General features: G+C 67.4%; 24 protein-coding genes. 7 read left to right on the forward strand and 17 right to left on the reverse strand.

All coding sequences use genetic code 11. The features are described 5' to 3' along the window. Positions 1-26 precede the first annotated feature (26 nt). Entirely contained in the window at positions 27-299 is a 273-nt protein-coding gene (locus AC1D1A_RS06530) for a DUF2277 domain-containing protein (protein WP_028277626.1), read from the reverse strand. 118 nt (positions 300-417) lie between these two features. Then, entirely contained in the window at positions 418-1,371 is a 954-nt protein-coding gene (locus AC1D1A_RS06535; protein WP_476947421.1) for an EamA family transporter, read from the reverse strand. A gap of 240 nt (positions 1,372-1,611) precedes the next feature. Here AC1D1A_RS06535 and AC1D1A_RS06540 point away from each other — a divergent pair, with 240 nt between their 5' ends. Continuing rightward, positions 1,612-2,154 (forward strand): CGNR zinc finger domain-containing protein, encoded by a 543-nt coding sequence (locus tag AC1D1A_RS06540; protein ID WP_230007185.1) that lies wholly within the window; start codon positions 1,612-1,614, stop codon positions 2,152-2,154. Positions 2,155-2,252: 98 nt separating this feature from the next. On the opposite strand, the gene AC1D1A_RS06545 is transcribed toward AC1D1A_RS06540, so the two are convergent. The 3 genes from AC1D1A_RS06545 to AC1D1A_RS06555 all read right to left on the reverse strand — a co-directional run bounded on the left by AC1D1A_RS06545 (position 2,253) and on the right by AC1D1A_RS06555 (position 4,686). Continuing rightward, positions 2,253-2,615: a hypothetical protein gene (locus AC1D1A_RS06545; RefSeq protein WP_476870326.1), complete on the reverse strand. Its 363-nt coding sequence runs from the start codon at positions 2,613-2,615 to the stop codon at positions 2,253-2,255. An 83-nt stretch (positions 2,616-2,698) separates the two neighbouring features. After that, positions 2,699-3,292 (reverse strand): hypothetical protein, encoded by a 594-nt coding sequence (locus tag AC1D1A_RS06550; protein ID WP_028277630.1) that lies wholly within the window; start codon positions 3,290-3,292, stop codon positions 2,699-2,701. Positions 3,293-3,330: 38 nt separating this feature from the next. Further along, complete coding sequence (locus tag AC1D1A_RS06555) at positions 3,331-4,686, reverse strand: MATE family efflux transporter (RefSeq protein WP_476947366.1); 1,356 nt, start codon at positions 4,684-4,686, stop codon at positions 3,331-3,333. Positions 4,687-4,835: 149 nt separating this feature from the next. On the opposite strand from AC1D1A_RS06555, the gene AC1D1A_RS06560 reads away from it, so the two are divergent. Together AC1D1A_RS06560 and AC1D1A_RS06565 are read left to right on the forward strand one after the other, a co-directional pair. Next, positions 4,836-5,270 (forward strand): DoxX family protein, encoded by a 435-nt coding sequence (locus AC1D1A_RS06560; RefSeq protein WP_028277632.1) that lies wholly within the window; start codon positions 4,836-4,838, stop codon positions 5,268-5,270. A 177-nt stretch (positions 5,271-5,447) separates the two neighbouring features. Further along, positions 5,448-6,422: an acyl-CoA thioesterase gene (locus tag AC1D1A_RS06565; RefSeq protein WP_476947367.1), complete on the forward strand. Its 975-nt coding sequence runs from the start codon at positions 5,448-5,450 to the stop codon at positions 6,420-6,422. A 10-nt stretch (positions 6,423-6,432) separates the two neighbouring features. On the opposite strand, the gene dnaB is transcribed toward AC1D1A_RS06565, so the two are convergent. Continuing rightward, positions 6,433-7,818, reverse strand: coding sequence for a replicative DNA helicase (dnaB, locus tag AC1D1A_RS06570; RefSeq protein ID WP_018775337.1), 1,386 nt, complete (start codon positions 7,816-7,818; stop codon positions 6,433-6,435). An 813-nt stretch (positions 7,819-8,631) separates the two neighbouring features. Between dnaB and AC1D1A_RS06575 the strand changes: the two genes are divergently transcribed. Then, positions 8,632-9,078, forward strand: a complete 447-nt coding sequence (locus AC1D1A_RS06575) for a hypothetical protein (RefSeq protein WP_476850679.1) — start codon at positions 8,632-8,634, stop codon at positions 9,076-9,078. 3 nt (positions 9,079-9,081) lie between these two features. Further along, entirely contained in the window at positions 9,082-9,654 is a 573-nt protein-coding gene (locus AC1D1A_RS06580) for a hypothetical protein (RefSeq protein WP_476859629.1), read from the forward strand. Positions 9,655-9,710: 56 nt separating this feature from the next. Here the strand turns inward: AC1D1A_RS06580 and AC1D1A_RS06585 are convergent, their stop codons facing one another. Both AC1D1A_RS06585 and AC1D1A_RS06590 read right to left on the reverse strand, forming a co-directional pair. After that, positions 9,711-10,163 carry a TFIIB-type zinc ribbon-containing protein gene (locus AC1D1A_RS06585; protein WP_476947368.1) on the reverse strand — a complete coding sequence of 151 codons (453 nt, stop codon included), beginning with the start codon at positions 10,161-10,163 and terminating at the stop codon, positions 9,711-9,713. Between the two features lie 74 nt (positions 10,164-10,237). Further along, positions 10,238-10,864 (reverse strand): FMN reductase, encoded by a 627-nt coding sequence (locus AC1D1A_RS06590; protein WP_476947369.1) that lies wholly within the window; start codon positions 10,862-10,864, stop codon positions 10,238-10,240. 140 nt (positions 10,865-11,004) lie between these two features. Here AC1D1A_RS06590 and AC1D1A_RS06595 point away from each other — a divergent pair, with 140 nt between their 5' ends. Beyond that, a complete protein-coding gene (locus AC1D1A_RS06595; RefSeq protein WP_230009171.1) occupies positions 11,005-11,427 on the forward strand; it encodes a DUF1801 domain-containing protein in 423 nt (140 codons plus the stop codon). A 171-nt stretch (positions 11,428-11,598) separates the two neighbouring features. On the opposite strand, the gene rplI is transcribed toward AC1D1A_RS06595, so the two are convergent. The 4 genes from rplI to rpsF all read right to left on the reverse strand — a co-directional run bounded on the left by rplI (position 11,599) and on the right by rpsF (position 13,370). After that, positions 11,599-12,051 (reverse strand): 50S ribosomal protein L9, encoded by a 453-nt coding sequence (rplI, locus tag AC1D1A_RS06600; RefSeq protein WP_018775331.1) that lies wholly within the window; start codon positions 12,049-12,051, stop codon positions 11,599-11,601. 17 nt (positions 12,052-12,068) lie between these two features. After that, entirely contained in the window at positions 12,069-12,308 is a 240-nt protein-coding gene (gene rpsR / locus AC1D1A_RS06605) for a 30S ribosomal protein S18 (protein WP_003800144.1), read from the reverse strand. 125 nt (positions 12,309-12,433) lie between these two features. After that, the gene (locus AC1D1A_RS06610) at positions 12,434-13,009 is read right to left on the reverse strand and encodes a single-stranded DNA-binding protein (RefSeq protein ID WP_018775330.1); all 576 of its coding nucleotides are present in this window, start codon (positions 13,007-13,009) and stop codon (positions 12,434-12,436) included. A gap of 55 nt (positions 13,010-13,064) precedes the next feature. Continuing rightward, positions 13,065-13,370: a 30S ribosomal protein S6 gene (gene rpsF / locus AC1D1A_RS06615; protein WP_026266755.1), complete on the reverse strand. Its 306-nt coding sequence runs from the start codon at positions 13,368-13,370 to the stop codon at positions 13,065-13,067. A 271-nt stretch (positions 13,371-13,641) separates the two neighbouring features. Between rpsF and AC1D1A_RS06620 the strand changes: the two genes are divergently transcribed. Continuing rightward, positions 13,642-14,325: a DUF1345 domain-containing protein gene (locus tag AC1D1A_RS06620; protein ID WP_223914898.1), complete on the forward strand. Its 684-nt coding sequence runs from the start codon at positions 13,642-13,644 to the stop codon at positions 14,323-14,325. Between the two features lie 11 nt (positions 14,326-14,336). Here the strand turns inward: AC1D1A_RS06620 and AC1D1A_RS06625 are convergent, their stop codons facing one another. The 5 genes from AC1D1A_RS06625 to AC1D1A_RS06645 all read right to left on the reverse strand — a co-directional run bounded on the left by AC1D1A_RS06625 (position 14,337) and on the right by AC1D1A_RS06645 (position 20,676). Then, the gene (locus AC1D1A_RS06625) at positions 14,337-15,650 is read right to left on the reverse strand and encodes a M18 family aminopeptidase (RefSeq protein ID WP_223914897.1); all 1,314 of its coding nucleotides are present in this window, start codon (positions 15,648-15,650) and stop codon (positions 14,337-14,339) included. A 62-nt stretch (positions 15,651-15,712) separates the two neighbouring features. After that, the gene (locus tag AC1D1A_RS06630; RefSeq protein WP_476859686.1) at positions 15,713-16,609 is read right to left on the reverse strand and encodes an intradiol ring-cleavage dioxygenase; all 897 of its coding nucleotides are present in this window, start codon (positions 16,607-16,609) and stop codon (positions 15,713-15,715) included. 244 nt (positions 16,610-16,853) lie between these two features. Further along, positions 16,854-18,317 carry an amino acid permease gene (locus AC1D1A_RS06635; protein WP_476947370.1) on the reverse strand — a complete coding sequence of 488 codons (1,464 nt, stop codon included), beginning with the start codon at positions 18,315-18,317 and terminating at the stop codon, positions 16,854-16,856. 285 nt (positions 18,318-18,602) lie between these two features. Next, positions 18,603-19,337 carry a response regulator gene (locus AC1D1A_RS06640; protein ID WP_476947371.1) on the reverse strand — a complete coding sequence of 245 codons (735 nt, stop codon included), beginning with the start codon at positions 19,335-19,337 and terminating at the stop codon, positions 18,603-18,605. Then, positions 19,297-20,676 carry a sensor histidine kinase gene (locus AC1D1A_RS06645; RefSeq protein WP_476947372.1) on the reverse strand — a complete coding sequence of 460 codons (1,380 nt, stop codon included), beginning with the start codon at positions 20,674-20,676 and terminating at the stop codon, positions 19,297-19,299. Before AC1D1A_RS06645 ends, AC1D1A_RS06640 begins: the two co-directional genes overlap by 41 nt.

Below are 20,676 nucleotides of genomic sequence, written 5' to 3' on the forward strand. Positions count from 1 at the left end.
TCAGGCCTTAGGCCGGGCGCCCCGCCTCAGGCCGCGCCATAGCGGATGGCAGCCCTGGCTTTGGCTTTGGCCGCTTCCTCCCCGCGGTCCTTTGCCGGGGCGTGGGTCACCAGGGAGTCGAGGAGGTGTTGCGTCGCATGGGCAATCTCATGCACAGCCCGGTTGAAGGCCTCCTCGTTGGCCTTGGACGGCTTGGTGCTGCCGCTGATCTTGCGCACGTATTGCAACGCGGCGGCCTCCACCTCCGCGGTGGTGGCGTGGGGTTCAAAATTGTGGAGGGTCCGGATATTTCGGCACATATCTCCATGCTAAGGGCCTTGTGGTGATTGAGGCACGGTTAGGCGCGTTGTAGGCTGTCGCCCGATTGAGATTCCTTCGGGCCCGGGAACGAGGTGCCCGGGCCGAACGGACAACCGACTACGGCACGGGCTCGCAGTCGTTCGCGTGGTCCAGCGCTGCCGCGCCGGTGCCGGACGGGGCCCGGAGCTCGTCCAGCCGGACCAGCACCACCCCGCCGACGATCAGCAGGCCGCCCAGGAGCTGGATGGGTCCGGGCAGTTCGCCGAGCAGCAGCCACGCCCAGATGACGGCGAACAGCACCTCGGTGAGCGAGACAAAGGACGCGACTTTCGAGCCGAGTGCCCGGGCGGCGACAATTCCGGACACGTACGCCACCACCGTGGCCAGGACCACGAGGCCGCCCAGCGCCACCCACCACGGGGTGACCCAGGCCCCCAGGCGGGTGTCGGCCGTGCTGAAGGCCATCGGCAGCAGCCCGGTTGCCGCGGCAAGCCACATGACGATGGCGCCCACCATGAGCCCGCCGGAAGCCAGCAGGATGGGCGGCAGGGTGTCGTTTTCCTTGGCCGTGATGAAGAAATAGATGGCCAGGCACACCGCGGCCGCGATCCCCCACAGCACCCCGATGAGGTCGACTTTGACGGCCCCGGTGAGGTCCAGGACCAGGATCAGCCCGCCGAGGGACAGGAGAGTGCCGGCAATGGTCAGTGGCCGCGGCCGTTTCCGGCTGGCGGCCCACAGCCAGAGGACGATCAGCACCGGCGCCAGGTACTCCAGCAGCAGGGCGACGCCGACCGAGAGCCGGGATACGGCGTTGAAATAGAACAGCTGGCAGGCGGCGACGCCGATGAATCCGAACAGCAGCACGGTCAGCCAGTTGTCCCGGAGCTGGTGCCAACGCCCGCGCAAGGAGGGAATGGCGAAGACGGCCAGAATCAGGGCCGCACCGGTAAGCCGGGCCGTGACGGCCGCCCCGGGAGTCCAGCCCGTTTCCAGGAGCGCCTTGGCGAATGATCCGGAGAGCCCGAATACCGCGGACGAAAACAGGGCGACGCCCAGGCCCGATGCCATGAACCCGGATGGTGCGGCGGCCCGCGTGGTGCTCTGCCTGGCGGCCTGCTTGCCTCCCCGTTTGCCTTCGAGTTTGCTTCCCTGCGGGGTGCCGCCCGGTTCGGAGGCAGACCGCTGGGCGGCTAGGTCTCGGACCGGTGTGGCGACGGGGCGCTGGGGGGCAGACACGGGCATTCTCCTGTCAGGAGTAAAGTAGGGTTATGCTCATGACATTACGCCCCGGCAAGGTAAGGAGTCAAGATGGTTTTTGCCCCTGACACGGAAGTTGCCCTGCGTTCTGTGGTCAACCTCATCAACACCGCGGCCAACGGTGAGGAACATTTGGCCACAGTCAGGGATCTGGATGCCTTCCTGGAGGCCGAGGGCTTCACCGGTTCCCGCACCCGGGACGGGGCCGAGCTGGCCAGCGTGCGGCGGCTCCGCGGCGAGCTCGCCGAGCTCTGGCAGGCCGAGGAGTCGGCAGCCGCGGGAACTGTGAACCGGCTGCTCCGGGAGGCCCGGGCGCTGCCCCAGCTGGTCAAGCACGAACCCTGGGACTGGCACCTGCACGCCACCACCCCGGAGGCGCCGCTGGCCGACCGGATGAGCACGGAGGCGGCCATGGCGATCGTGGACGTGATCCGCAGCAAGGAAATGGACCGCCTGCTGGTGTGCGCCGCGGACGACTGCGACGCCGTCGTGCTGGACCTGAGCCGCAACCGTTCGAAGCGCTACTGCGACACGGGAAACTGTGCCAACCGCGCGCACGTGGCCGCGTACCGGGCCCGGAAAGCCGCGTCCTGACGCCGAAGGTGCCGGCGGGAGGGGCCCGCGGTGTCGGGCCCCGCTGTCAGGCCGGCCTGTCGGGCCTCACCGTGGGGCCACGCTGCCAGGCCTCGTTGCTAGGCCTGCGGGCCGCTGTCACGGGAATCGCCGGGGCCGGCCTCGGGCCGGGGCTGCGCTGACGGGCCGCCATGGCCGGAGGGCGTGCGTTTGGAACTGAGGTTGACGCCGGAACCCTTCCCCAGGTCAGCGGGATTCTCCTTGTGGCTCATGGCCAGCATGGCGGCCACCACCAGGATCACAATAAAGGCGATGCCGGCGCCGATGAGCGCCAGATCGAACCGGGGCGAGCGGGCGCTGCCGCCCGAAGCGAAGATCAGGACGCCGAAGAAAACCACCACGGCCCAGAACGCGGAGAACATGAGCGGTCCCTTGACCGAGGTCCGCAGGCTGCGGGGCGCTCCGGGTTTCTGCTGTGCCAAGGTGTTTTCCTCCTGCAGCCCGCGCAAATAGCGTGGCTGTCTTGTTACCGCGATTGTTCTACGCCGGGTAGAACCTGTCGGTACTAGTTTACGGCCTCCGCGGAATCGCCCGGAGCATCATGGCGCAGGGTCAGTCCGGACAACATCCACAGGACGCCGCTGATGATGGCCCCGCCGCCGGCAACCCCGAGGAGGGCATGCGGGCCGAGGCCGATGAAGAACGGCAGCGCGATCGCAGTGCCCAGTCCGATCACGCCGGAGGCGATCCAGTCACGGGCCAGCACGGACCGGCCGCGGCCACGAATGCCCGCGAACAGCTCCGCGGCGCCGGCCACGCCCAGGCCCAGGGCCGCGATGGTTCCGAAGACGAGCGGGGCGGGGATCAGGGCCACGGCCGCGCCGGCTCCGGCCAGGGCTGCCCCGCCGGCGGAAAGGACTCTGCCAGCGCCTTCCCGCGGGGGGAATCCGGTCTTGGGTACGGTCCAGATCATCACCACACCGGTGGCCAGCAGGTAGAGGCCGCCGGCCCAGCCCATGCCCGATTCTGGCGGCGCCGCCCAGAACACGGTGACCGCGCCAAACACGAGCGCGACGGCCGCCCTGACAAGCACGGGCTTGAAGAGGTCGGCCGCGGCGCGGATGGCAGGGGTCGCGTCAGGCGCTGCGGGAAGAGTCACCCGTCCAGTTTAGTGCTTGGCACGTACCCAGCCCGAACTCACCGCGCGCCGAGCACCATCCACCGGTCCGTCCTGGCCCGGAGGCCCAGCGTCAGCGCCCGCGCCGCCATGTAGCCGAGTGAGAACGCGGCCCACAGCCAGAGCAATCCCGCGCCGGCACCGGCGCCGGAATACAGCACGGCCAGCAGCAGCGGCAGGTAGGCAGCGAGGTTGACGACGCCGGCGATCGCCAGGTAGCGGGCGTCGCCCGCGCCGATGAGGACGCCGTCAAGGACGAAGACGTACCCGGCCAGCGGCTGCCCGGCGGCGAGCACCCAGAGGGCGAGGGTGAGTGCCGCCCGGACTTCGGCGTCGGGTGTGAAGAGGGCGCCCGCCCACGGTGCCGCGGCTGCCAGAAGGATTCCGGTCAGGACGCCGAAGCCGACCCCCCACCGGGTCATGGTGCGCGTCAGCGCTCGTGCCGCCACCGGCCGGGCCGCGCCGAGTTCCTTGCCGATCAAGGCCTGGGCCGCGATCGCGAGGGCGTCGAGGGCGAAAGCGAAGAACGTGAAGACGGTCATGGCCAGCTGATGCGCGGCGAGATTGACCGGCCCCTGGGCGGTGACCACCACCACCGTGGCGAGAATCGCGATCCGCAGGCTGAGTGTGCGCAGCATCAGCCAGGAACCCACCCCGGTCAGGGCCCGGATGCCACGCCAGTCCGGCCGCAGGGACACCCCGTGGTTGCGGGCGTTGCGCCGGACGATCAGCACATAGACGGCCGCCATGGCCCACTGCGCGATGCTCGTGCCCACGGCCGAGCCGGTCACGGACCAGCCCAACCCGTAGACGAGGACCAGGTTCAGCGCGATGTTCAGCGTGAAACCCGCAGCGGCGACGATCAGCGGGGTCCGGGTGTCCTGGAGTCCGCGCAGCACCCCGGTGCCCGCGAAGATGAGCAGCATCGCCACGAGGCCGGGCATGGACCCGCGCACATAGTCCACGGCAAAGGCATGCACCTCGCCGTCGGCGCCCATCAGGTCCAGGAGCGGGCCCGCGGCCAGGAACCCGGCGACCGCAAGGACGAGTCCGAGCAGCAAAGCCAACCAGATGCCGTCGCGCCCGGCGGCGAGGGCTTTGGCCAGCTGGCCGTTGCCGATGGCCCGCGCCACTGCCGGGGTGGTGGAGTACGCGAGGAACACCATCAGTCCGACTGCCGTGTGCAGGACCGCCGATGCCAGCCCGACGCCGGCCAGTTCGGCCACGCCGAGATGGCCCACAATGGCCGAATCCGCGAGCAGGAACAGCGGCTCGGCGATCAGGGCGCCGAAAGCCGGCACTGCCAGGCGCAGGATTTCCCGGCGCTGCCCGGTAGTCGGCGGCGGGGCGGTGGACAGCTGCGGGGAAGGTTGCACGCGTTAACCCTAGCCGGGCCGTTGAATCGACCCAGCGCGTCATTTAGTTGACATTTCAACTAAATATCCGGAAGACTGGATCTTGAACGCAACCGAAGCCGCGGCGGCTGAGAGCCGCGCCGCCCCCTACTTACGAAACGGTATTTCCCATGAACCAGCCCGCCCTGACCACCTCCGCCCGAACCATCCTGCGCGTCATCGCCGGCTTCCTTTTCGCCGCCCACGGCTGGCAGAAGTTCAACGAATTCACGATCGCAGGCACCCAGGCCGCCTTCACCCAGATGGGTGTTCCGGCAGCCCAGGCGGTGGCTCCCGTCGTCGCGACCCTCGAGCTCGTCGGCGGTGTCGCGCTGATCCTGGGCGTGCTCACCCGCGTGTTTGCGGTCCTCCTCGCACTGGACATGCTCGGCGCCCTGTTCATGGTCCACGCCTCCGCCGGCGTCTTCGTCGCAACCGGCGGCTATGAACTCGTCCTGATCCTGGCGGCCGCCGCCGCAGCCGTGGCCCTCGTCGGTGCCGGCAAGTTCTCCGCCGACCGCGCCCTCTTCGGCCGCGCCGACTCGAAGCTCCGCGTCCTGGCCTAAGGCATCCACGGCATGGCTCACGGCCTGGAGCGCGACGGCGGGCGGTCACCTTTTGGTGGCCGCCCGCCGTCGTGTGTCTCCGGGTTATGGCGTGGTTATGGCGTGGTTGTGGCCTGCAGGAGAGCGATTGTGTCGCTGGCCGGCCGCGCCTGCCGGGCCAATCAGTAAACTCGCATTATGAGCGAGAACGCGCCCAATTCCGTGACCCTGCGCTTCCTGGCGGCCCCCACCGATGTCGGCCACAGCGGCTCGGTCGACGCCGGCACCGTGCTCGAGTGGGTGGACAAGGCGGCCTATGCCGCCGCCGTCGGCTGGGCAAAGTCCTACTGCGTGACGGCCTACGTGGGGAACATCCACTTCGCGGACCCGGTCAACAGTGGCGACATGGTGGAGGTCGAGGCCACGATCGTGTACACCGGGCGGTCCTCGATGCATATCCGCACCGTGGTGTCCTCGGGCGATCCGAAGGGCGGCCCCGCCACCATGCGCAGCCAGTGCATCGTGATCTTCGTTGCCGTGGGCGCGGACGGCAAGCCCATACCGGTGCCGCAGTTCGTCCCTGAGACGCCGGACGAAATCGAACAGCGGGACCACGCGCTGGCCCGAATCAAGGTCCGCGAGGACATCGTGGAGGCCATGAGCGGACAGGAATATACCGACGCCGGCACGGCCGAGCGCGTGGTGCTGCGGTTCATGGCCGCGCCCACGGACGTGAACTGGGGCGGCAAGGTGCACGGCGGCATCGTCATGAAGTGGATCGACGAGGCTGCCTATGTCTGCGCCTCCCGCTACTGCGGCAAGGACACCGTGGCCGTATTCTCCGGCGGTGTGCGGTTCTACCGGCCGCTGCTGATCGGCCACGTCGTAGAGGTGGAGGCCCGTCTGGTCTACACCGGCACCAAGGGCATGCACATCGCCGTCCACGTCCGCTCCGGAGACCCCAAGGGGCGCGAGCTGAACCTGACCACGTACTGCCTGACGGTCATGGTCGCCCGCGACGAGACCGGCACCTCGGTCCCGATTCCGCAGTGGGTGCCGGTGTCAGCGGAAGATATCCGGCTGCACGCCCACGCCCGCGAACTGCTGGAAATCCGCGGCCGGGCCCCGGGGAACCGGCTGCCCAACCACCTGCTCGCGGCCCGCGACCACTAGCGGGGCGGGGCTAGAAGCCGCCGCCACCGCCGGCGTCGGCGGCCATGTTGGCAAACCGCGAGTAGTGGCCCTGAAAAGCCACCACAATGTCTTTTGTGGGGCCGTTACGGTGCTTGGCGATCAGGATGTCCGCCTCGCCCGCGCGCGGGGACTCCTTGTCATAGACGTCTTCGCGGTGCAGCAGGATCACCATGTCGGCATCCTGCTCGATGGAGCCGGATTCGCGCAGGTCCGAGACCATGGGGCGCTTGTCCTGGCGCTGCTCGGAGCCACGGTTCAGCTGCGACAGCGCGATCACCGGCACCTGGAGTTCCTTGGCCAGGAGCTTCAGGGCACGGGAGAACTCGGAGACTTCCTGCTGGCGGGATTCCACTTTCTTGCCCGAGCTCATGAGCTGCAGGTAGTCCAGGATCACCAGCTTGAGGTCATGCTGCTGCTTCAGGCGCCGGCACTTGGCCCGGATCTCCATCAGCGACATGTTGGGGCTGTCATCGATGAACAGCGGCGCATCGTTCATCCGGCCCATGGTGGTGGCAATCTTGGACCACTGTTCGTCCTTGATGGTGCCCTTGCGGAGGTCCTGGAGACCGATCGTGGCCTCGGCGGACAGCAGGCGCATGGCGATCTCGTTGCGGCCCATTTCGAGGGAAAACATGACGGTCGCAAGGTTGTTCTTGATGGCGGCCGAGCGGGCGAAGTCCAGCGCGAACGTGGACTTGCCGACGGCCGGGCGGGCGGCGATGACGATCATCTGGCCGGGATGCAGGCCGTGGGTGAGTTCATCGAGCTCGTAGAAGCCGGTGGGTACACCCACCATGCCCTCGCCGCGGTGGCCGGAGGCCTCGATCTCGTCCACGGTGGATTCCATGACGTCCTTGAGGACCACATAGTCCTCGGCGGTCCGGCGTTCGGCGACGGCGTAGACCTCGGCCTGGGCCTGGTTGACCAGGTCTTCGACCTCGCCGTCCTGTCCGTAGCCGAGCTGGACGATCTTGGTGCCGGCGTTGACCAGGCGGCGCAGCACCGCGCGTTCGCCCACGATTTCAGCGTAGTAACCGGCGTTGGCCGCCGTGGGGACGGTCTGGATGAGTTCGTGCAGGTAGGCGGGTCCGCCGATCCTGTTGATTTCGCCGCGCTTGGTCAGCTCGTCCGAGACGGTCACGGCGTCCGCGGGCTCGCCGCGGCCATAGAGGTCGATGATGGCCTCGTAGATGGTTTCGTGCGCCGGACGGTAGAAGTCCTGGCCACGCAGGATCTCGACGACGTCGGCGATGGCGTCCTTGGACAGCATCATGCCGCCCAGGACTGACTGCTCCGCGGGGATGTCCTGCGGAGGCTTGCGGCTGCCCTCGGCTCCCCGCGTACCCTCGACTGAGTCCAGATGCGTAACTGACAAAACTGCCGTCCTTCATTGTGTGCCGTGGCGGATGTCCGTTCGCCGCGGCGCGTAAGCACTGCGCCTTATGCCCAATGCCCTCGTACCCAGTGCTTTACAGCCAAGCGCCGTATCCCGGCGGGTCAACGCCCAGCCGCTGCGGTGCTCAACGGCCGTGATGCCGAACTGTTGTCATTGCGGAGCTGTGATGCGTACCTGCTGTGTTGCCGAACTGCTGTGATTCCGAACTGCTGTGATGCGGGCGGCAAAACCCGGCACATGCCGGCCGCTCTATTCTTACCAGTCAGCTCCGACAGTTCGCGCCGGAGCAGCAACCGCCGTTATCCACAGTGCTGGTGCGGCCGCAGGGCGCCGGATCCCGGAGCCGGTGTCCTGGTGGGCACCATCCGGCGACCGCAGGTTTTTCCGCTTCCCACGCCCGATATCCTGCTACGTTATCCGCCGCCGGGGCAGGCACCAACCCGGCCGCTCCGCTGCCCTGTGGATAACCTGTGCACTAGTGCCTGATGCTTGTGCACAGTCTGTGGGTAGAGCTGTGGATAGAAAAAAAGTTAAGCCTGTAATCAGCGCTTGACCTGCGGAAATGTTGCATTCATCTTGTGGACACAAAACAATTTCCGCCAAGCTTCATCCACAGCCTGCACCTTGGAGCTGGGGATACGATGCGGCACAGGAGGCCACATTTGCCGCCCGATACGCACATTTTGTGACCGGATTCATTCCCGCCGAGCCGAATTGACGCCAGCAGCGGCGCACTGTAAGCGAGGTGCGGAACATGCTGTGGATAACCGCAATCTGGCATAAGCTCTAATCATGGGCGATGTACTGATAGTCATGTTGCCTGCCCTCATCCTCGCGGCGGTGCTCTGGGCGGCGGTCACGGCGTTGAAGCCGCGGAACCACGGCATCTCAGATGCCGAGCGTTACCAGCAGGAACTGGCGCTCAAGTCCCAGGCCCACTACGCGGCACAGGTCCGGGCTGCCGAGGCCTCCCGCGCCCGGATTGAAGCTACCACGCGCCCCAGCCAGAACTCCCAGCAGCAATCGCAGCAGGCCGACCACGCCCGCTCCGCCCTTTTGGGCCGGGACAGCTCCGGCCACCAGGATGCGTTGTCCGCCATTGGACACCTGAGCCCACAGCTCCTCTTGCAGCTACAGTCGCTGGCCCACGACGGCCACAAGACGAAGGCCGTCCGGCTGCTGCGGCAATCGACGCGCTCGGACCTGAAGACCGCAAAGAATTACGTAGATCGGCTCTAGCACATGGACTCCCTGCTCATTCCCGTACTGATCCTGGTGCTCGTGGCCGCCGCCGTACTGCTGGCGATACGGGCGTGGAGCCGCCGCGGCGAACGCACCATGCCGGCACCAGCGCCGCAGCCGGACCCCAACTCCGCGGAGCTGGCCCGGACGGCGGCCGCCAGGCTCACCGAGGACCAGCACCGGCAGCTCTACGCGCTGATCGCGCAGGGGCAGGCCATGACCGCCATCAAGGTCTACCTCGAGGCCACAGGCGAGGGCCTCCGGGCCTCCCGCGATGCCGTCGCGGCGCTGGCAGCTCACCCCCAGCCCTTCCGCGCCCCTGAGCCGGCGCCGGCGGCCGTTCCGGACGACGACGACGTGCCCCAGCGGTTCTCGTACCGCTACCGCGCGATCGCCAGCAAGGGCGATGTCACCCGCGAGGTGAGCAGCAACATGCTCAATGATGAGATCTACGGGAGGATCCGCACCCTGGCCAAGAGCGGCGACACCGAGGCCGCAGCGACCGCCCTGACCCGCCACTCGGATATTTCCATGAAACAGGCCCGGGAATTCATCGCACTGCTTGGCGACTGAGCCCCGCGGGGCCCGCGCCGGCTCCGGGCCACCGGCACGGCCGGGGCCCGGCAGGGCTAGAAGTCGAACAAGTCCCCCAGCCAGCCTTCCTTCTTCTTCGGACGACGGCGGTCATCGTAACGCGGCTGCTCATACCTGGACTGGTCGGGACGCGGACGGTCGCGGCGGTCATCGTACCGGCGCTCGTCATAGCTGCCGTCATCCGGACGCCGGTCGTCCCGGCGCGGGTCGAGGTTGTACAGCGGCGGCGGAATGTGGCCGCCCGCCGCAGGTGAAAACGACGCAGGTGAAAACTCAGCAGGTGAAAACGCCGCAGGTGGCATCGCTGCCGGCGGCAGTGGTTTAGCGGGGACGCCGGCTGCCGGGCCCAACGACTCCGCCGCACGGTCAATGATCTTGTCCAGCTCTCCCCGGTCCAGCCACACTCCGCGGCATTGGGGGCAATAGTCAATCTCCACGCCGCTGCGTTCACTCATGATCAGGTCAATAGAATCCACGGGACACTTCATGTCCCGGACAACGAGCGGGCGGCCGAAAAGGTTCGGACGGCGCTGCAGGCCCGGAAGCCCTGCGCCGGGCAGACCTACCGCTGGGCAGCGATCCCGGCCAGCAGCTGCTCAAACGGCAGGGACTCCAGCGCGACCGGCTTCTGCTGCGGCCCTGAGTCCTGCAGCAGGGCGACAAACTCCCCCGCCGCCCGGTCCACGCGCACCGACAGTGGCGAGCCGCCGTCGTCGTTGTTTCCCCAGTCCTGCGGCCCGGCGAAAACCGCGGTGGCGGCGATCCGGGTGCGCAGGTAGGTGAACAGCGGCCGCATCGCGAAGTCCAGCACCATCTGGTGCCGGTCCGTGCCGGCGGTGGCCCCGATCAGCACAGCCTTGCCTTCGAACGCCTTAGGATCGAGCACGTCGATGAAGGACTTGAAAAGCCCGCTGTAGGACGCGCTGAACACGGGGCTGACGGCGATCAGGCCATCAGAGGCCTCGACGCCGGCAATCACTTCGGCGAGCCGCGGAGCCGCATACCCGGTTACAAAGTTGTTGGCGATGTCCACGGCGAGGTCCCGCAACTCCAGGACCTCGATGTCCACGGCGTAGCCGGCCGCGGCAAGCTGCCGCTCGGCCGAGGCCGCCAGCTGGTCCGCGAGCAGGCGGCTTGAGGAGGGGACGCCGAGTCCGGCGGAGATAACGGTGATACGGCGGGTTTCCACGGAGTGCTCCTAAGTTGAATCCTGGTCAGCAACGCGACTACATGCGTTTGCATCTACCTTTAGAAGCGGCGGGATAGGGGATTTATTCCCGGCCACCCTCCCCGCCTGACAGGAATGTCGCGCTCTGCAAGACTGCCCTCATGGCAGAAAACAAAACGCAGGCAACCGGCGCGTCGGTTCAGGAGTTCCTGGCCGCCGTCGAGCATCCGGTCCGGCGCGCCGACGGGTTCCGCCTGCTGGCACTGATGTCCGAAATAACGGGCGAACCGGCGCAAATGTGGGGTCCGACGATTGTGGGCTTCGGCCGCTACCACTACAAGTACGCGAGCGGCAGGGAGGGCGATGCCGCGGCGGTGGGCTTCTCCCCCAGGAAATCCAGCCTGTCGCTCTACGGCCTGACATATGGACCGGAGGCCGCCGAACTCCTCGGCAGGCTGGGCAGGCACAAGCTCGGCGCCGGCTGCCTGTACGTCAACAAGCTCGACGACGTCGACGAGGCCGTGCTCACCGAACTCGTCCGGCTCGGCTACCGGCATGTCACCACGGCGCTGCACCACGCCTAAGGGGATCCGCCCCGCCAAAGCAACGCGGGGTCACCTACGGCCCATGACGCCGTCCAACATGGACCGCAAGTGACCTCGTGTTGGGGTTAAAGCAGAAGGCCCCCGCCTTCGGTCCTCAGAGAGGTCCGGAGGCGGGGGCCTTCCAGCAGTTCAGACTGCAGCCGGTGAGGGCTACTTGCCTGCGACTACGTCGAGTTCGATCACAGCGGAAACGTCGTCGTGCAGACGGACGTTTGCCTGGTAGGAACCGGTCGACTTGATGTGTGCCGGCAGTTCAACCTTGCGCTTGTCGATGCGGCCCAGGCCTGCGGCCTCAACAGCGTCGGCCACGTCGCCCTGCTTGACAGTGCCGAACAGGCGTCCGGTTGCGCCAGCCTTGACGACCAGCTTGACCGGCTTGGCGGAGAGTGCAGCAGCCTGCTTCTGAGCGTCTTCCAGGGAAGCGTGCTCGCGGGCAACGCGGGCAGCCTTGATGGACTCAACCTGCTTCTCGCCACCCTTGGACCAGGTCAGGGCGAAGTTGCGGGGCAGCAGGTAGTTACGTGCGTAACCGTCCTTGACCTCGACAACGTCGCCAGCAGCACCGAGACCGGTTACTTCGTGGGTCAGAATGAGCTTTGCCATTTTAGTTAATCCCTTCCTTAGCCGCGGCCAGCGCCGGAGTAAGGCAGCAGAGCAACTTCGCGGGCGTTCTTGATTGCCTGGGCGATCTTGCGCTGTTCCTGCACCGTGACGCCAGTGACGCGACGGGCGCGGATCTTTCCGCGGTCGGAGATGAACTTGCGCAGCAATGCTACGTCCTTGTAGTCGATGACAGTGATGTCAGCGGCCTTCAAGGGGTTGGACTTTGGTTTGGGCTTACGGAGTTCAGCCTTAGCCATCGTGGAGCTCCTATTCGATGGAGCCCGTGGATATTGATCCACGGGATGGTGGTGATCCGGCGCAGTCTGCACCAGACCGCCTTGCGGCGGCCAGTCGGTTTTCGTTGCCGGACCTTAGATGTTGTTTAGAAGGGAGGTTCGGAATCCGGGCCGTTGCCCCAGCCGCCGCCCGCATTGCTGACCCCGGGCGTGGCCCACGGGTCTTCCTGCGCGGCGGGCTGGTTGCCGCCCCATGTCCCACCGGTGTTGCCGCCCTGGTTTGCACCCTGGCCGCCACCGAATCCACCGCCGCTGTTGCCGCCGCCGAAGCCACCCTGACCACCCTGACCGCCGGAGCGCTGGGTGCGGTTGACCTTGGCGTTGGCGTAGCGCAGGCTCGGGCCGATTTCATCGACCTCAAGCTCGATAACGGTGCGCTTCTCGCCTTCTTTTGTTTCGTAGGAACGGCTCTTCAAGCGGCCGGAGACGATAACGCGCATGCCCTTGGTCAGGGACTCGGCGACGTTTTCGGCTGCTTCGCGCCAGACCGAAGCGCGGAGGAACAGGGTTTCCCCGTCCTTCCACTCATTGGACTGCCGGTCGAAGGTGCGGGGAGTAGAAGCGATGGTGAAATTCGCTACGGCCGAACCGGACGGTGTGAACCTGAGTTCGGGGTCATTGGTGAGGTTACCGATAACCGTGATAGTGGTTTCGCCTGCCATCTACTGCCTCCTTGTGCGTTCCTGCGGGGATGAAGATTGAAGGTTGGCCGCTGAATTACTCAGCAACAACTTTCTGCTCTTCGGGGCGGGTGATCTTGGTGCGCATGATGGTCTCGTTGAGACTCAGCTGGCGGTCAAGTTCCTTGGCGGTAGCCGGCTCAGCGGTGAAGTTCACCACGGCGTAGATACCTTCGGACTTCTTCTGGATTTCGTAAGCCAGGCGACGACGGCCCCAGATGTCAACCTTTTCGATGGTTCCACCATCGTTGGTGATGACGTTCAGGAACTTCTGAAGCGACGGCTCAACGGCACGCTCTTCGACCTCGGGGTCGATGATTACCATCAATTCGTAAGGACGCATATGTGAACCCACCTCCTTTGGGCTAAGCGGTTACGGCATTTCCGTAACAGGAGGTTCATTTGCGGTGTCGTGCAATGCCCGGCCGCCGGAACGGAGGCAGGGCGCAGCACAGACTTCAATAGCTTAGTGCATGCGGGCCGGAATCCGCGATTCCGTGCCTCCACCGTACGGCCCCGCGGCGTGGCCGGGAAGAGCGTCGGCGGCCATGTGGATAATCGCCACACGGCCAGCGTTCAGTCGGGGGGCGCATCGGCTGTGCCATGATCTGAAAATGCACACCAACCCCTCGTCAGCCGTGCCGCCACCGCTCCGCCGCAGCCGTCTCCGCTTCGCCGCCATGGTGCTGTTGGGGCTACTCGCCGCCGGGGCGGCCGGAATGTCAGGGCACTGGGTGCAGGCTCCCACGATTGGCTGGTGCGCCGCCGCCTTGACCTACGTCGTCTGGGTCTGGCTGGTTATCGGCCGCCTCGACCCCGCGGACACCCGGTTGCACGCCACAACGGAAGACCCGGCCCGGAGCACGACGGACCTGCTTATCCTGGCCGCCAACGCCGCCAGCCTGGCGGCGGCGGCAGCGGTCATCGTGGATTCGCACAACAACACTGACACCCTCTCCAGGATTGCCGGTGGGCTGCTCGCGGTAGTCTCGGTGGCGCTGTCCTGGACCCTGGTCCAGACGCTGTTCACACTGCGGTACGCGGAGCTGTACTACGGCACGGGCACGAGGGCAGGCTCCCGGGTGGGCGGCATCGACTTCAACCAGAGCCGGCCGCCGCAGTACACCGATTTCGCCTACTTAGCCACAAGTCTGGGCATGACGTACCAGGTATCGGACACCGCGCTGCAGAACCATGGCATCCGGGCCGAGGCCCTCAAGCACAGCCTGCTCTCCTACCTCTTTGGGACCATCATTCTGGCAACCACCATCAACCTCGTAGTCGGCGTCGCCGCGTAGGGCGCCAGGCGTCAGGCCGCCGTCCGGAAGAACGTCCGGGTCACCGCGGCCAGCCGGTGCGGGTCCTCGACGCCGCAGAGCTCGCGCGCCGAATGCATCGACAGCAGGGCGACCCCGACGTCGACCGTCCGGATTCCCAGCCGCGTGGCGGTCAGCGGGCCGATCGTCGAGCCGCACGGCATCACATTATTGGAGACGAATTCCTGGTACGGAATACCGGCGTCGGTGCACAGCCGGGCCCAGAGGGCGGCGCCGGCGGCGTCGGTGGCATAGCGCTGGTTGGCATTGATCTTCAGCAGCGGACCACCGTTGAGGACCGGCCGGTTGGCGGGATCGTGCCGCTCGGGATAGTTCGGGTGCACGGCGTGGCCGGCGTCCGCGGAGACGCAGAACGACGCCGCGAAGGCCTGCCGCCGCTGGCTTGCAGAGGCGCCGAGTCCGTCCGAGATCCGCACGAGGACATCTTCGAGGATGGGCCCGCACGCCCCGGACCGGGACGCCGAGCCGATTTCCTCGTGGTCGAAGGCGGCCAGCACGGCAATCGGCGCACCGTCCGGGACGGGCGTGGCGGCGTGCGCCACCAGCGCCGTGAGCCCGGCGTGCGTCGCGGAGAGGTTGTCGAGCCGGCCGGAGGCGAAGAATTCGCCCCTGGCGCCGAACACCGCCGGGGCCTGGGTGTCTGCGATGACGACGTCGTACCCGCCGATCTGCGCCGGATCCACCTCGGCATCGGCAACGCGGTCCGCAAGGAGTCCGAGCAGGTCCTCGCCGGCGGGATCGCCCAGGCCAAAGACCGGATTCATGTGCTGCTGCTTGTCCAGGGCCAGGCCCTCATTGACGGCCCGGTCCAGGTGGATGGCGAGCTGCGGGAAGCGCAGCAGCGGGCCGGTGGCCGTGAGGTGCTGCGTGCCGTCGCGCATGACGAGCCGGCCGGCGAGCTGGAGTTCGCGGTCCAGCCAGGAGTTCAGGAGGGGTCCGCCGTAGACCTCGACGCCGGCCTGCAGCCAGCCGAACTTGCCGGTAGTGGGCTTCGGCTTGAGTTTGAAGGAGGGCGAGTCCGTGTGCGCGCCGAGGATGTTGAAACCCGTGGTCGGTCCGGCGCCTGCCGGCACCACCCAGGCGATGAGGGCGCCGTCGCGGATCACGTAGAACTTGCCGGCGGCGGCCGCGGGCTCCGGCCAGGGCTGCAGTTCGTCCAGGCCGGTGAAGCCCGCCGCGTCCAGCCGGCGCGCGGCCTCGTGGACGGCGTGGAAGCTCGACGGCGACGCGCTGACGTACGCGCCGAGGTCCTGGATGTGCTCTGCGGCAGTGCTCGGTGTGGGCATGGCTCCGAGTCTAGCCCGGCACGCACGGGCCCCGGGGGCCGCGGTGCCGGGCGACGCCGCGCCTAGACGGTGACGTTGAGACCGGCGGCGTAGCCCGCGGCCACCGAGCCGGTGATGGTGGCCAGCTGGTAGATGCCGCCGTCGTTGCCGAACACGTTGTCGGACTTCAGCGTGGTGCGGGGGAAGTTCTGCGCGCTGGATTCGTACCCGGCCGACGCGTAGACCTCCTTGCACGCGGCCTCGGTCAGCGCGATCTGTGACACCGCCAGGACCTGGCCGGCCGCCGTCGCATTGTTCATGGACTCGAACACTTCGAAGTGGATGTGCGGCCAGCGGCCGTTGTAGGCGCCGGGGTAGATGGTCTTGAACGTGACCTGGCCGTTGGCGTCGGCCTCCTGGACGCCGCGGAGGTAGTTCTCGTTCTGAAGCCCCGAATCGTACATGGAGTATTTGCCCTCGCGGTCACAGTGCCAGGCGTACACCGCGGCACCGGCCAGCGGGGTGCAGCCGTTGGCGTTGTCTAGAAGGGTCAGCGTGACGGTCAGCGGTACGCCCTCGGCTGTGCTGGTGGAGGTCCCGAAGCTGGATGTGATGTCCTGACGGACCACGCCGGATGCCTCGAGGACGTTGGGTCCGTTGGAACCGTCACCGGGGTACGGGCCGGCGGTTTCCTGCGGGATTTCGACCCCGCACTCGGCGATCGCCCGGGTGAGCGTCGGAGTGGCCGAGGCCGAGGCCGAGGCGGCCGAGGGCGCCGGGGCTGTTGCCGCCGAGGTCCCCGCGGCCGACGTCGAACTGCCGCTGGTGCCGCTGGTGCCGCCCGGGCTGCAGGCCGCAAGGGCTGCGGCCGTTCCCGCGCCGAGGAACATGCCCAGCGATCGGCGGCTGACGAGGGTGGAGAGATCGAATTCCAGGCCGCGGTCGTGGTTGGGGTGCGGCTCGTGCGGGGGCTGCGGCATTTTTGTCATGACCCCATCGAACCCGGCAGCGCTATGGGCTGGCTAGTCCCTTCCTGTGACGCGGCTGTGCCCCGGCACACGTGGACATGCCCTCCCCTCGGCCCGGGGCGCGGCTGTGCCCCGGCACGCATGGACATGCCCTCCCCTCGCGCCGGGCAGTGGACATGATGGCGCTATGTCCAGTGGTGGGCGCAGGGGGAGGGCATGTCCGGTGGTGCGGGACGGCCGCGGGAGCCTTCCGGGGCTACGACACCGGGCGGGCGCCCACTGTGGCGTCTTCAGCGCCAGGCTCGGCGTCAACCGGGGTGGCGTCACCGGCAGGAGCCTCGCCGGCACCTGTTGCGGGAACAGCGGCCTTGGCACCGTTCCTGCGGTAGCGGATGACGCCGATCCCCACGACGACGGCGGCGAGAGCCAGCGAGAGCAGCAGCGATTCCCGCGTGGTTTCCAGGATCACCATGCCGATCAGCAGGGCCACGATGCTCACGATCGACACCCAGGTCAGGTACGGGAAGAGCCACATTTTCAGCTGGAGGTCCTTGGCGGCGGCGCCCATGCGGCGGCGCAGGATCAGCTGGGAGGTCGCGATGACGAGCCACACGAACAGCGCGATGGCGCCGGAGGTGTTGACCAGGAACAGGAAGACCGTGTCCGGGGCGACGTAGTTCAGTCCGACGGTGACGAAGCCGACCACGGTGGAGGCCAGTACCGCGGCGGCGGGCACGCCGCGCTTGGAAATCCGCATCCACGACTTGGGGGCGTCGCCGCGGCGGGACAGCGAGAACAGCATGCGGCTGGCGGTGTAGAGCCCGGAGTTCAGGCAGGAGAGCACCGAGGTCAGCACCACAATGTCCATGATGGTTCCGGCGCCGGGGATGCCGAACAGCTCAATGACCGCGACGTAGGGGCTCTTGGCGACGGAAGCGGAGTTCCAGGGCAGCAGGGTGACCACAATGGCGATGGAGCCGATGTAGAACACGAGGATGCGCCAGACAGTGGACTTCACGGCCTTCTTGACGGCATCGACCGGGTTCTCGGATTCGCCGGCGGCAATGGTGGCAATTTCCGCGCCGAAGAACGAGAACACCACCACGAGGATGCCGGCCAGGACGGCGCCGGGGCCGTTGGGCATGAACCCGCCGTTGCCGATCAGGTTGTCCAGGCCGGGCGCCGGAACGCCGGGGATGAGGCCCAGGATCGCGGCGACGCCGAAGAGCAGGAAGAGCACGATTGCCGCGACCTTGATGGAAGCGAACCAGAACTCGAACTCGCCGAACGACTTAACGGACCCGAGGTTGGTCAGCGTCAGCAGCACCATCAGGGCAAGCGCCCACACCCACTGGTCAATGCCGGGGACCCAGCGGTGCATGATCGCTGCCCCAGCCGTTGCCTCGATGCCGAGGACAATGATCCAGAACCATGCGTAGAGCCAGCCGATGCTGAACCCGGCCCAGCGGCCCAGCGCCTTGTCCGCGTAGGTGGAAAATGAGCCGGTTTCCGGGTTGGCCGCGGCCATCTCGCCCAGCATCCGCATGACGAGGATGACGACGAGTCCCGCCGCGGCGTACGCAACCAGGATGCCGGGGCCGGCCTGCTGGATCGCCGCACCCGAACCGACAAACAGTCCGGCGCCGATCACTCCGGCGATGGCAATCATGGACAGATGCCTGGGTTTCAGGGATTTTGAAAGCTGCTGGTCAGCGGGCATGGAAGCGCCGTCCTTCGTGGGGGGTTCAGGCCCGCTCGATGCCGGCACGGAATCGAATCCATGCTGTGCGGCGGACCACAATGTCGTTTCACACTAGACCGCGCGGCGGACCGTCCGTCTTGTGCAGTCCCACAAATGACGGCGGGTCAGACCGGGCCATCACCCAACGCGAGGGCCATAGGGTCAACCAAAGTTGCCTCACGGGCAATTCGGCAATGTGCCTGAAACCACTGCTTCAGGTACTACCTGCCGGTAACCTGCCTTGCGGCGGCAGGGCGGCGGCGGTCAGTAGTCCGCGTTGCTTGGCACCACGAGGCCGGTCTCATATGCGTACACCACGGCCTGGACGCGGTCGCGGAGGTGGAGCTTGGTCAGGATCCGGCGCACATGCGTCTTGACGGTGGCCTCGGACAGGAAGTATCGGTGCGCGATTTCGGCATTGGAGAGTCCCTCCGCCATCGCCCCGAGCATCTCGTTTTCGCGGGGCGTCAGGTCTTCCAGCAACGGATCCCGCGCCGGGCGTGCGGGGCCGCCGGCCTGCTGACCGCCGGCGCCGCCTGTCCCTGCAGGATCCAGGCCGCCGGCACCACGGACATAGGTCTCCAGCAGTCGCTGCGTAACACGGGGTGCCACCACGGCGTCGCCGCTGGCCACCACCCGCACCGCGCTGACCAGTTCTGCCGGCGCCACGTCCTTGAGCAGGAACGCAGAGGCCCCTGCCCGCAGTGCTGCAAAGGCGTATTCATCGAGGTCAAAGGTGGTCAGGATAATGATTTTGGCGTCGGAGCCCGAGGCGGCGATCGCCCGGGTGGCCTCGATCCCGTCCAGCACCGGCATCCGCACATCCATCAGGACGACGTCGGGCGCGAGCTCCCGGACGTGGCGGACCGCTTCGGCGCCGTTGGACGCCTCGCCCACGATGCACAAATCGTCTTCACCCTCCAGGATGAGGCGGAAACCCATCCGAAGCAGCGGCTGGTCATCCACCAGCAGGACGCGTACCGGCGTGTTGTCGGACATTGTTCCCCCTTGATTCCATGGCATTCTCGCCGTTGCAGTTCAGTTCCGCGTGCACGCGCCAGCCGCGGTCACCGGCGCGCCCGGCGTACACGGTGCCAGCGTAGATCCTGGCCCGCTCCCGCATCCCGGCGATTCCATGCCCGGTGCCGAAGGAGTCCAGTGTGTCAGGCTTCGCCTGCGCGCCGGTCCCGGGAGCCCCCGGGTCAACGGTGCCCCTGCCGTCGTCGAGCACTTCAATGGTGACGCGGGAGCCGTTCCGGACAATGCTGACCTCCACCCGGCTGAGCGCGCGGCCGTAGCGCAGCACGTTGGTCAGCGACTCCTGCACAATTCTGTAGACGGTCAGCTGGAACGCCGCATCGTCGGGCAGGGACGGGCCGGTGTGCGTGTAGTGCAGCGGCAGTCCCGCGGTGCGGAAGCCCTCGAGCAGTTTGGCCAGGCTGCCCCCGGCCACCAGCGGCTCGCGCGGGGCATGTCCCGTGGCGGCGTCCTCGCGCAGCACGCCAAGGACGCGCCGCATGTCGGCCAGCGCGGTGCGTCCGGTCCGGGAGAGTTCGGCCAGGACGCCGGCGGCGCGCTCCGGATCCTTCTTGACCACGACGGCGGCGCCGTCCGACAGGCTGATCATGACCGTCAGCGAGTGCGCCACGACGTCGTGCATTTCGCGCGCGATCCGGTTCCGTTCCGTGACCGAGCCCAGCTGCTGGGCCCGGGCGGCCCAGGCCGCGATCTCGTGCTCGTGCTCGCGCCGCTGCCGCACCGAGATCCCGATCCCCGTGGCGATCACATTCGAGAGCGCGATGCCGATGCCCGCCGCGATGCCCGTCAGCAGCTGGAAATTCTCCGGTGTGCGGACGGCCATGTCCGGGAGCCGGCCGTCCAGCGGGCCGACGGCCAGCAGGAAGTACAGGAGCAGCAGCGGGACGGTGGTCAGGGCCAGGGCGGCTAGGGCGAACCGCCGGGTGCGGACGACGGCGACGGCGTACAGCGAAAACCAGAGCCCGGCGGAGACATTGGACCCCCAGGGATGCAGGAAGGTGACCGCCAGTTCCAGGGCCCCCACAACAGCCGCCACCCGCACCGGATACGCCCGCCGGAAGAGCAGGACCGGCGCGGCCGCGGCGAGCAACACGGCCACCGGCCAGTCGCCGTGGATGACCGATTCGACCGCCGTGGGCGTGACCAGGACCAGGTAGCAGAGCACCACCAGGACGTCCATGACCCGAGGATTGGCCAGCAGGTAGCGCCGGAGCCGGCCGCGGCGGCGGGCCGTGAGTTCAGCAAGGGACGCGTCGGCCGGTCCGGCCGGCGCGTCCCTGACAGGTACCGCATCGATCAT

The sequence above is a fragment of the Arthrobacter sp. P1_B9 genome, assembly GCF_056406495.1.